The organism is Leptolinea tardivitalis, from assembly GCF_001050275.1.
Classification (GTDB): domain Bacteria; phylum Chloroflexota; class Anaerolineae; order Anaerolineales; family Anaerolineaceae; genus Leptolinea; species Leptolinea tardivitalis.
This window is the reverse complement of the sequence record NZ_BBYA01000003.1, coordinates 82,865-94,426: the sequence shown is the minus strand read 5'-3', so window position 1 is coordinate 94,426 and position 11,562 is coordinate 82,865. Positions and strand designations below refer to the sequence as shown.

The 11,562-nt window shown below is 47.3% G+C and carries 13 protein-coding genes; 12 read left to right on the top strand and 1 reads right to left on the bottom strand.

Annotated elements, in window-relative coordinates:
- Nucleotides 1–30: 30 nt before the first annotated feature.
- The 12 genes from LTAR_RS03080 to LTAR_RS03030 all read left to right on the top strand — a co-directional run bounded on the left by LTAR_RS03080 (nucleotide 31) and on the right by LTAR_RS03030 (nucleotide 10,287).
- On the top strand, nucleotides 31–504 hold the full coding sequence (locus LTAR_RS03080; protein ID WP_062531838.1) for a helix-turn-helix domain-containing protein: 474 nt from the start codon (nucleotides 31–33) through the stop codon (nucleotides 502–504).
- A 110-nt stretch (nucleotides 505–614) separates the two neighbouring features.
- Nucleotides 615–917 carry a DUF3467 domain-containing protein gene (locus LTAR_RS03075; RefSeq protein WP_062420700.1) on the top strand — a complete coding sequence of 101 codons (303 nt, stop codon included), beginning with the start codon at nucleotides 615–617 and terminating at the stop codon, nucleotides 915–917.
- Nucleotides 918–943: 26 nt separating this feature from the next.
- Entirely contained in the window at nucleotides 944–1,222 is a 279-nt protein-coding gene (locus tag LTAR_RS16975) for a hypothetical protein (protein WP_139044394.1), read from the top strand.
- Nucleotides 1,206–1,646, top strand: a complete 441-nt coding sequence (locus LTAR_RS03070; protein ID WP_062420699.1) for a type II toxin-antitoxin system VapC family toxin — start codon at nucleotides 1,206–1,208, stop codon at nucleotides 1,644–1,646. The genes LTAR_RS16975 and LTAR_RS03070 overlap by 17 nt, the downstream gene beginning before the upstream one ends.
- Nucleotides 1,647–1,719: 73 nt before the next feature.
- Nucleotides 1,720–1,944, top strand: coding sequence for a hypothetical protein (locus LTAR_RS03065; RefSeq protein ID WP_062420698.1), 225 nt, complete (start codon nucleotides 1,720–1,722; stop codon nucleotides 1,942–1,944).
- A gap of 182 nt (nucleotides 1,945–2,126) precedes the next feature.
- A complete protein-coding gene (locus tag LTAR_RS03060; protein WP_062420697.1) occupies nucleotides 2,127–3,230 on the top strand; it encodes a CPBP family intramembrane glutamic endopeptidase in 1,104 nt (367 codons plus the stop codon).
- Between the two features lie 229 nt (nucleotides 3,231–3,459).
- Complete coding sequence (locus LTAR_RS03055) at nucleotides 3,460–4,011, top strand: class I SAM-dependent methyltransferase (RefSeq protein WP_081419770.1); 552 nt, start codon at nucleotides 3,460–3,462, stop codon at nucleotides 4,009–4,011.
- Between the two features lie 66 nt (nucleotides 4,012–4,077).
- Entirely contained in the window at nucleotides 4,078–4,692 is a 615-nt protein-coding gene (locus LTAR_RS03050; RefSeq protein ID WP_062420754.1) for a DUF1349 domain-containing protein, read from the top strand.
- A 133-nt stretch (nucleotides 4,693–4,825) separates the two neighbouring features.
- On the top strand, nucleotides 4,826–6,382 hold the full coding sequence (locus LTAR_RS03045; RefSeq protein WP_062420695.1) for a sulfatase-like hydrolase/transferase: 1,557 nt from the start codon (nucleotides 4,826–4,828) through the stop codon (nucleotides 6,380–6,382).
- 43 nt (nucleotides 6,383–6,425) lie between these two features.
- A complete protein-coding gene (locus LTAR_RS03040) occupies nucleotides 6,426–7,514 on the top strand; it encodes a LacI family DNA-binding transcriptional regulator (RefSeq protein WP_201775931.1) in 1,089 nt (362 codons plus the stop codon).
- Between the two features lie 57 nt (nucleotides 7,515–7,571).
- Entirely contained in the window at nucleotides 7,572–7,805 is a 234-nt protein-coding gene (locus LTAR_RS03035; protein ID WP_062420694.1) for a hypothetical protein, read from the top strand.
- 304 nt (nucleotides 7,806–8,109) lie between these two features.
- Nucleotides 8,110–10,287 (top strand): hypothetical protein, encoded by a 2,178-nt coding sequence (locus tag LTAR_RS03030; protein ID WP_139044393.1) that lies wholly within the window; start codon nucleotides 8,110–8,112, stop codon nucleotides 10,285–10,287.
- A 9-nt stretch (nucleotides 10,288–10,296) separates the two neighbouring features.
- Here the strand turns inward: LTAR_RS03030 and LTAR_RS03025 are convergent, their stop codons facing one another.
- Complete coding sequence (locus tag LTAR_RS03025) at nucleotides 10,297–11,499, bottom strand: hypothetical protein (RefSeq protein WP_062420692.1); 1,203 nt, start codon at nucleotides 11,497–11,499, stop codon at nucleotides 10,297–10,299.
- Nucleotides 11,500–11,562 lie beyond the last annotated feature (63 nt).

The following is an 11,562-nucleotide window of genomic DNA, read 5'->3' as shown; positions in this document are numbered from 1 at the left end:
TATAAGCAAATCTTGAATCTGGAACAGAAAATGACTGACAATAACATGTTTATAGCCCAACGTATTCGAGCAGCCAGATTACAGCGAAAATTAACCCAACAAGACCTGGCGGATAAATTAAATAAAACTTCCGCAGCAATCTCAGATATTGAGAGAGGGAAAACTCAAATTACTGCAAATGATCTAATAGTATTTTCTGACCTATTAGGTAAACCAATAGAATACTTTTTTGGTGAGGACTTTGGCGGTGATGATGTTGTTGACATAATCTCAATTATTCGCCGGTTACCCCCAGAAATGAGAAAACAACAGCTACCGATTATCACAATGATGTTAAGAATGTCGGAAATTACCTCAAATATGCAATCTTCCGATGATCCAGAAAAACAAAAAGAAGCAGTCGGTGAATTTTATGAACTTTTCTTGCCCTACTATCAAACGATGGATGCAATGATGGTTCAGCTAAAAGAAGCAAAATCAAATCTAGAGTCTCTGTTAACATAACTATTTGCTCGTAACTTTTTATAATACATTAATATTATTTTGACGATATACTCATATACTATTCAAAATGCTACAATTGAAGAAAGAAATATCCACAAAGGAGTTGTTTTATGGAAGAACATCGACCGATATTTTATGCAAATTCAGTCCAAGCGGCTTCCAATATTTTTGATGTTACATTGACATTACGAAGTCAATCACCTCAGGTGGATAGTGTGGGTGATATTAGTGAAATAAATGGGCAACCAGCAATAGTTGTCAATGATGAACAACTAGTTCAAATGAGCCCGCAGCATGCAAAAGCATTTGCCATAGTCTTAGTCGAATCCATAAAGAATTACGAGAAAAGCTACGGTGTAAAACTCCCCATTCCACCTGAATTACAAGAAAAATGGGATTCAATAATTAAATAGCGCCAATTGCTAAATTGGAGGCGAAAATGTCATTATATGCACAAGTACCATATCGACAATTTACTAGAACCAATGGAGGATTCCCTGCAATTACTTCTACAACAAAGAGTGTAGATACAGTAATTCAAGAACCACCTAAGTCTTCTTTCGTGATTAAGTCAACAACTATTATTGATTCAATTTCTGCAGCTTATGGCATGTTAGCAAACAGAGACAAATCATTGAATACGACTCTTTTATCAGAAAGAAAATCTGAAATTGAGCGTGATAATCAAATAATTTTATCTCATGCCCGAAGTAAATAGTCCTATCTATGTTTTAGATAGCTTTGCACTTTTTGCTTTTTTTGAATCCGAACCAGGAGGAGAGAAGGTAAAAGAATTGCTTGAGTCTGCAAAAAGAAATGAAATAAAACTTTTTCTAAGTATCATTAACTTAGGAGAAGTTTTTTATATAACAAGTAAAGAGTATGACGAAAAAACAGCATTGAGCATATTATCAACTATTAAGAGTCTCCCTATTACTATTCCAGAAATTACTAATAATGATGCTATGGAAGCTGCAAAGCTTAAAGCGAAGTTTAGTTTTTCTTATGGAGACGCCTTTTGTACATTTTTAGCTTATCAAAAACATGCAATTGTGATTACCGGTGATCCTGAATTTTCTCAAGTGGCAAACCTAATTTCGATTGATTGGTTACCTCCTAAGCCCAAAAAAAGTAACTCTTAGTTTCGATAAAACTTGTTATCGAAGGTAAAAAGTTGTAGACTAAATAAACTACGTTACCCTAGGGAGGATAACCATGAATATATACAGTAATTTGGGCGGAAATTCGGGTGTAATTGGTTATGAAATTGGTCCAACATTCATCATTGTTCAATTCAAAGATGGATCGAAATATCTATACAATTACGACGTACCTGGGCCAGCTAGTGTGGAAAAAATGAAATCTCTAGCTTTAGCAGGGGTAGGACTGAATAGCTATATCTCTTCGGTTGTAAAAAAGAATTACGCTGCTAAATTGTAATATCAGACCCTCATTTTTTTATATACGACCAGGAATCTATCGACTTCCGCTAGGTTCTTGGTTCATTTCCAGGCTGCGGTCAAAACTGACCGCAGCTTTCTTTCATCCCTCCTCTGCCCATCCAGAAGGCCAAATGTGGGTAGAATACATCCATCGTATTCACGCACACAAAAAGACCTTTCATGAACATGGAAAATCAACCACCCGCAGCGCCCATCCCTGCCGCGGTCAAACCAGCATCCCACAAACCGGTCAACTGGAAGCAGGTCGGCGCGTTCCTGGCACTCACCTTCGGGCTGACATGGGGACTGGACCTGGCCCTGTACCTCACCGGCGGATTGCAGAATCCGGCGGCCATCACCGCCCTGCAGCTTCAAATGCTCCTGCCGGCGTTTTCCGCCATGCTGCTGGGCATGTTCTTCTGGGCAGACAGCCCCATCAACATCAAAACCAACCGGTCCAGATCGCGCTGGTTTACCTGGTTTTTCCTGGCCTTGACGCTGGTGTATATCGCCGGGGTGACGGCCGTCTTCATCCAGCCGGCCCTGGTGCAAACAGTCAACTCTGTCATGCTGCTCCCCAGCCTGATCGGCCTGGTGCTGCTCATAGTGCTGCGGGCCACCGGCGGCAAGAAAACATTCACGTCTGTTGGCATGGGCGGCGGCCAGCCGAAACTCTGGTTCCTGTTCGGCCTGGGTGTGGTCCTCTTCATGGGCTTGCAGTCCCTTTTGAACTGGATATTCAAACTGGGCACCCCGGTTGACCTGACTCCGCTGTTTGCCCAGATCACCGCCACCGGAATTCCCCAACAGGCTTTATTTGCTCTGGTCGCCATCCAGGCGATTCTGCTGGGGCCGTTCCTCGGTCTGATCGTTACCTTTGGCGAAGAATACGGCTGGCGGGGGTACCTGCAGCCGGCTCTCTTGGGGCTGGGAAAGGTACGCGGCATCGCCCTCGTTGGTATCATCTGGGGTATCTGGCACTGGCCGGTCATCTGGATGGGATACAACTTCCCCGGCCATCCCTACCTTGGCTCGTTGTTGATGACCCTGTTCTGCATCGGCCTGGCGTTCTTCCTGGGGTATGCGGTGCTCAAAGCCAGAGGCCTGTGGATTTCCGCTTTCCTGCATGCCCTGGTCAACCAGTCACTGAGCTTCTTTGTGGCTATGGTCTACAAACCGACGGATATGGCATTCTCGTTCGGGGTGGGTATTGCGGGGCTGGTCCTGATCGCTCTGGTGGTGCTGCTGATCCTGCGGGATCCCCTCTGGAAAGAGACGGATTAGCCGTCACGTATCGCATAAAACGGTCTGCGGTGGGCTCATCAACGAACCACCGCAGGCCGTTTTTCCTATCAGATTGAAAGGGTGGAAAAAGGCAGTAAAAACGTCAAAGCGCTTCGGCGATAAATGACATACCGGTCCGGTAGCCGATCAGAATCAGGAAAAAGTAACCTGTAACCTGTTATTTCATCTAAAATAAATGTCAATCTGAAAGATTTTTTGATGGAGATGCATGATGCATGAACGACGGTTTAATCGAGAGATTGAACGCCTTCGCGATCCAGACCGGGTGGCCCGGTTGGAAGTCAAACGGGTTGTGGATATCATCCTAAAAAACTTTGGGGAGATTCAGTCTGTGCTCGATGTGGGAACAGGGTCAGGCCTGTTTGCAGAAGAATTTGCCGCCCGCCATCTGCAGGTGGCCGGGGTTGACGCAAATCCGGTCATGGTGGAAACGGCCAGCCGGTTTGTCCCGTCAGGTGAATTCAGGGAAGGCATCGCCGAAAAACTTCCCTTCCTGGATGGATCGTCTGATGTGGTATTCATGGGCCTCCTCCTGCATGAAACCGATGACAGTCTGGCGGCTGTCAAAGAAGCGCACCGGGTATGCCGCAAAGGGCTCTCCATTCTGGAATGGCCGTATGAAGCTCAGCCATTCGGTCCGCCGCTGGTGCACAGAATGACCCCCGATACCATTTCCATGTTGGCGGAACAATCAGGTTTCACCTCCGTCAAACAGGTGCATCTGCAAAACCTGTCTTTATATCTGCTTGAAAAGCAGTAATATCACAAGGAATTTGGGGGCAGGTAAATGCACCAGACCAGCCATCATCACAGCCAGAAGAAAGGTATGTCAACCGTGACCGCAGCAGATCTCCGTCAATTCCAATGGATCAACAAAAGCCGCGCCGAATTTGAAAACGGCCGCCTCATCATTGAAGCGCCCGCAGAAAGTGATTTTTTCTGCAACAACGGCGCTATAGCCGAATCCGGCATCACACCTGAAACCCTCTGCAATGCCCCCTTTTACTACACCGAAGTCACCGGTGACTTTGTGATGAGCGTCAGGGTTTCACATGATTTCAAAGACACCTATGATTCGGCCACCATCATGGTCATGAAAGATTTTGACGTGTGGGCCAAAGCCTGCTTTGAAAAGACCGACTTCGGCACGCATGCCGTGGTCAGCGTGGTCACCAACCATACCTCTGATGATGCCAACGGGTGCAACATCGACGGCAACAGCGTCTGGTTAAAGGCAGCCAGGGTCAACAACTCCTTTTCATTCCACTACTCGTTGGATGGAAACAGGTACTACATGACCCGTTTCTTCAACCTTCCCGTCGAAAAGACGATCAAAGCCGGGCTGGTTGCCCAGGCTCCCACAGGCAGGGGAGGTCTGCGTTATTTTGAGGATTTCCGTCTGGAGCAGAAAACCGTCAAAAACATCCGGTTCGGGGAATAACCGCCGACCGCCCGCGTACATACCTGCCTTTTAGACCCTGAATTAAAGCCTTATAATTTTTGACTGCCTCCAATTTGAGAAAGGGAACAGGCAGGAATGGTTTTATTCCTCCTGCCTTCATCCATCTTCCATAATGAATAAAAAGATAACTGCATTACCCGTTTTCAGCTTTCTACTGGGTTTTTTTCCTCTTATTTACCTCTGGAACAGCAATAAAAACCAGATCTACCCCCGTGATACCGGGCTTGCCTTCCTCCTCACAGCCGCGTTTATTATCATCGTCTGGCTGATTTTCCTGCTGATCTACCGTCAGCCTGTGCGGGCCAGCCTGGGGTCATCCATTGTATATATCCTTTTCTTCTCTTTCGGGCATGTGTTTAACCTGATCGCACAATCCCCGCAGCTCCTTGCAGCATTCGGATTCATGAAGCTGCTGGCCCTGTACATCCTGCTGGGAGTGGCCGCGTTTTATGCCCTGCACCGGGTCAAGATGGTTCCGGCCGCCACAGTTCAGGCATTAAACCTGATCATCGTCATTTTGATGGCATTCAATTTGTTTCAGATCAGCCAGTCAGAGGCGGCCAAGAATCAAAAATCTGCTCCAATGAATGCAGCACAATCGTCAGCATCTGAAGGGAGTGTCACAAAAGGTCAGTCCACCCGGCCGGATATTTATTACATCATCCTGGATGCCTATTCACGCCAGGATGTGCTGAAAAAAATCACCGGATTTGACAATTCGGAATTCATTAATGCCCTGCGTGACCGCGGTTTCTATGTGGCCGATTGCGCCAATTCAAACTATAACGGCACGCTTATTTCAATGTCTTCGTCGCTCAATTATGCCTATCATGACAAAAATGCCGATCTTGAAAATGAGCCTGAATTATTCAACGAATTGAAGAATAACCGCATCCGTTATGACCTGCAGAAATTCGGCTATAAATTTGTGACCACCAAGGGGTATTCCAGCTTCAATGATATTCAACAATCCGATATCTATCTGAACTATCTGGAAGATGCCGGCATGCAGGATACCCTGGCCCAGTCACGCTTCACCCAGATGTACCTTGAAACCACTCTGCTGCGGCCGGCTTACGAGTTGTATAAACTGGACCCGGCAAAATACGGCCGATTGGCCGGCTGGCTGATGCTATCAGATAATGAAAATGACCAGAACTGGGAAGCCCGGTTCTGGTATAACCAGACAAAGTATGTCTTCTCGTCACTGGAGAAATTCCCAGAAAAGGATGGACCGTTTTTCGTCTACGCCCATATCAATGCCCCCCACGGCCCCATTGTGTTTGACCGCAATGGAAACTTCCGCTTCACTCCCAATGCTGATGACAAAGCATCCCTGTATGTGGATACCGTCATTTACCTGAATTCCCGGGTGTTGGAGCTGGTAGATACCCTGATCAAGAAATCCGAAGTGCCGCCCATCATCATCATCCAGGGGGATCACGGCGCCCACAAACTCTCCTCCGGGGTAGACAGGAATAAAATCCTGAATGCGTATTACTTCCCCCAGGAAATGAAAGATAAACTGTACAGCACGATAACACCCGTCAATACCTTCCGGTTGATTCTGCGGGATCTCTTCCATCAAAATATCGACCTGCTTCCAGATACGGTGTATGCCCAGGTGACGAATGAGATAGAACCCATTCCATCCACCTGTGACCAATAAACAGCCATACACATAGCCTGTTTGCTTCTTTCGAAAACAGAAAATGACCAAATTGCCGCTTGACAAACCATTGTCGATATCCTATAATGCAACCGGTTGCAATGATCAAGAAAGAATGATGATGGCAAAAACGGTTCAAACCATTGAAGATATCGCCCGACTGGCAAACGTCTCCAAATCGACGGTTTCCAGGGCGTTGAACGACAGCCCGCTCATCAATCAAGAGACACGGGAGCGCATTCAATCACTCGCCCGCGAATACAATTTCCGCATCAATGCACCGGCGCGCAACCTCAGCATGAGGCAAAGCCACACCCTCGGTTTCGTCAGCTATGCCTGCTCAGGCAAGAACTTTTCGGCAGAGAACATGTTCGGGCTTGAACTCCTGGGCGGCGTGTCAGACGGACTGCGTCCACTCGGCTACGATCTGCTGGTTGTTCCGGTCGAACCGCACGACACCACATGGGCGCATCAGTACCTTAACAGCGGTCGGGTAGATGGATTTGTTCTGACTATCTCGACCCGTAAACAGAAAATGATCAACGAGCTGGTGAATATGGGTATTCCCTTCATTTTATGGGGATTTCCACAGCCCAACTCCAGCTTCTGCACAGTCTGCGGAGACGATGTGACCGGTGGAAGGATCGCCACTGAATACCTGATACGCACCGGCCGTCAACACATTGGTTTTTTAGGCGGCCCGATGGATGAAATTGAAGTGAAATACCGCCATCACGGGTATGAACTGGCCTTGCAAAACGCCGGCCGTTATCTTGATCCCGATCTGGTGGTATACGGCGATTACTCGCACACTTCCGGCATCACCGCCATGAAACGACTGCTTGAGCAAAAACCCGACCTGGATGCTGTGTTTGTTAACAGTGATGTGATGGCGCTGGGAGCAATACAGTACATCCAGAGCTGCGGAAAACGGGTGCCCGAAGATATCGCTGTGGTAGGCTACGACGACCTTCTTCTGGCCAGATACAACAACCTGCCCATCACGACCATCCGGCAAAACATCCCTCTGGCTGGCAAACTGCTGGCCGAGAATCTGATTCAATACATTCAGACCGGTGTGGTCACCAACGTCAATCTTCCGGTTGAACTGGTTATACGCAAGACAGCCTGAATCGGAAGCCAATTTTTTTATGCCGGCGTGCAACCGGTTGCAGTATAAGGAGTAAAAATGACTATCCAAATGATTAACAGTATCGTAGAGTGGGAACGACGGATTTCCTTCGAAAATGAACGGCGTGAGTTTCATCAGAATGAGCTGTATGGAATTTATCAAGCCGCAGATGAGACTCCCCGCGAAGAAGGCAAATCTGTCTTTGCCCGGTTTCTTCATCGCAAAGAAGCAGCCAAATCTACCCTTGCGTCCCGCAAAGAAAAATCCTGCAAGGATCCGCAGCCTTGTTAAACGTTTCGGTAGAACGTGATCACTGCGTCACACCGGAGGTGTTGTCGAAACAAGACAGCACCTCCGGTCATTTAATCCAATAATAGATATGGGGGAATAGGATTCATATGATCTGTTGCCAAATCACGCTCAGGTCAAACAAGATTTATAATTAGTACATCGAGATCGTCCTGCGATCCGGGGGTATGGTCATAATTCCTAAAGGCTTTTGATTCCACTGTTTTTAAAATCACATCAAACCTGTTATACAAAAACAACATATCTGAACTGGAATTATCGAAGATACACAGAAAGGGGAAATATTGTGAATTCAGATATCCCGTATCGGTACATCATCACAGCCGTTATTACCGTTATGGTTTTAACTCCGTTGCTGGTTTTGCAAGTATCACGCCGCTGGTACCAAAAACAAATAGTCAATGATCAGACGGATGATGTAGTCTTTCTGGGTAAAAATTTCCCCTCTCCGGTGCTGACCGGCCTGGTTCGATTAGGCCGGTATATGACCATCAGGTTTGCCAACCTGGTACTGTTGATCAGACACTTGTTCACCCGGATCGCAGCCCTCACTCAACTATCTTTTACCTTTCCGCGTAATCCCGCCATTATTCTGGATAAAGCCAGCCTGATGCCCACTCTGGGTGAAGTCAGCCTGATCGCCGTCTTTACTGTGGTATTTTGCGTCAATTGCCTGAATTTCTCACCAGGTTCCATTCTTATCGGCACAGAATATGGCAACCTGGTTCAATCGCATTTTATCTGGAATACCTTTCATGAGTGCGGCACCTGTGCTTTTTGGAACGGTTATATCAACGGCGGCGCCCCCGCATTTGTTGAAACCCGAGGCGCCGTGCTGCATCCACTGGTGGTCATCACCACATTGTTGGCCGGTGTTACTAACGGCTCAAAACTGATGCTGGTTTTTAGCCTGTTGATGGCCGGAATCGCCCAATGGTGGCTGGCCCGGGTAATGGGGGTGGGCAGGTTTGCCCGTCTGTGGGCCGGGTGTATTGCCGTCGTCGGGGGCCATCTGTCCATGAAGATGGAAAGTGGTAATATCATCCTGATCCTTTCCACAGCGTCTGCCATTCTGCTGTTGGCACCCCTGTTGGATCTGGCCATTTCCCGCCGGCGGTCCTCATTGATCATGTCCGGTATTATGCTGAGCCTGTTTATCTTATCCGGACAGGGCTACATTCAAATTGGTTTTGCCGCGGCCATTCTGCCGGTTTTTCTGATCTTTCTTTTTGATGAAAAACTTCAAATAAAGCCTCTTTGGAAAGATTTTTTAATGGTACTTCTGCTGGGGGTGTTATTGGCTGGTGTATTTTTAGTGCCTTTTCTTCACTTTTTCCCAAACATGACAAAGGATGCCGATAAACTTTTTACAAATTACCAACCACTTGAATATCTGCCATTGAACCTGGTCGTACATGATGTTGATTTCTTTAAAATCACCCTGCTTGGTCATGACTTGAATGTGTATGCGAATTATATCTATATTGGCTGGGTTCCTGTCATTCTCGCTATTTTCTCCCTGGCTTTCTTTGCGCAAGGCAGACGTCGGATCATTACATTTCTCTGGATCAGCCTGCTGCTGATCTTTACCATTTGCAGTCATGAATTTGCGAGCTGGATTTTTCAATATATGCCCCTGATCAGTTCTGTCCGTTGGGGGTCCATCATATCCGGCCTGTCTGTTCCCTTCATAACCGCACTGGCAGCATTAAGTCTGGATTGTCTGATCCATGCTTCCTGGTGGCCAGAGATCCGGTTGAATTTAACCAATGGATCAGGCGCCAGTCTGTCAATTTCGCTTCTGGTGGTAATTTTTCCCGCCATTTTTAGTGTCTATCAGTTGTTTATGTTCCATCAAAAATGGATTACAACCACGGAGATCCAGTTGAACGAGCAGGTCTTGAATGAATTGACCCCTTCTTCGACGCAATGGATTGGACCAGATCTAGCGGATTACAGTTGGATGTATTCGCTCTTGGAAAGAGGTGTAAAAATCACCAATGTCTGGCGAGCCTGGGGATGGAAAGGGAGCGAGAACCCCAAAGCCAACACAATTGCCGTATTTTCAATAGAAAATCCTGACCGCGGTGATGTGTATGCCACTTACAAAGATATTGAACTGGTCAGACACAGAAATAATCAATATGCGTTCATTTCTGTTGGGAATCAAAGCAATCCATGCAAAGCCCGGGCAACAGGAGGACTGATCACTGTGTCATGCGCGAATGATCAGGCAGGTATATTGACTGTTCAAGAAAACCAATGGACGGGTTGGAATGTCTCTATTGATGGTATTCCTGCTCATTTATTACCCGTCAATTTCCTTCAGGTCAATGCCCCTGCTGGAAATCATACCTACACGTTCAGGTATGAACCCTGGGATGTCTGGGTTGGCCTGGGAGCAACAATTTTAGGAATTCTCCTGGCTGTCTGGCTGGGTCTTCGAGCGCCAAAATTTGCCTGAACAGAATTATCACCGGTCATTTTCCTGGCTTAGCTGCCGCCTGTTGAACCACCGTCCCAAATTCAGGTAAAACAGGTAGAGTAGAATCAGTGCCCCTATTGACACAGCCGAGGTAACCACACTGGTTGCCATTTGATTGACGAACAGATTCCAGGAAATGGTTTTAGCTGGCAAATTCCGCAAATTGACAAGAATGGAAAGCACTCCAACATAAAGCGGCAAGACCATCATCAGGCCGCAACCAATACATAGCACCACCAGCCGACTGGCAATGGATTCAGCAATTGAACCAAATAGAACGGCCTGTGTCTTCATTCGGCCGGCTTCGTGGGGAGGGAACGATGCCCGTTTAGGCAAAACTTGCCGAATTAACGTGCCCAGCGAGATAAGGCTCATCACATGTCCTGTCAGAAGAGCCATCAATACAACCGGATTTTCAAAACCAGATTTATCTGCCACAAGCAAGAGTAGGGTCATTACAGGCGCAGCGCCAATACCCACAAACGCCGCCATCTTGACCTCATCCATGCCGCACAGGTGTTCAGACATCCGGCATTCATGCGGTACGATGATTGTGACCGCCAGATGAGAAACCAGCATTAACAGAAGGCAGACTTCCAACGGCAGATCTAAAGTTGCCCGGTCAATTCCATTGGCGGCCAACCGCGGAAATACAGCCGCCGCCACAGTGACAGCCACTACCGATGCCGGTAAGGCTGTAATGGAAGCATTCATGGCCATTTGTGGTTCGGCCATGTTAAAAACTTCCACCCGGTTTTTTATGTGAAATGTTTTTAGCCATCCTCCAGTTAATCCGGCCAGTGTTCCACCCAAAAAGAGCACCGTAAACATGCCCGCTGTCTGCTGTATAACCAGGCTGATCAGGTCAGTCTGGGTGTACGAAATGGTTGTGGTGGTAAACCAGCAAGCCGAACCAGCCGCCGCTGCACCCCATAGGCTATACACTACTGACCCTGCCAATCCGCCTGACAGAGCACCCAGAGCCAGACCGCGTTGCGGTGTCACCGCTCCTGCCCATTGTGCCGCCAGATATCCTCCGGCTGCCAACAACATGATCGTCAAAACCAGGCAGATGGGGAAATACCCGCGACCAGCCATAAAATCAATGGGATCACCAGCAAAGAAAAGATAAATTGTTGCAGAAATTATTAATCCGGTTAAAAGTCCGGTTTTCCCGGCTTGAGTTGTCATGATGTGTATTGTATGCCCACTCCAAATTGTTTTGCAAGTCCGGTTATTTTCACCTTGATCATG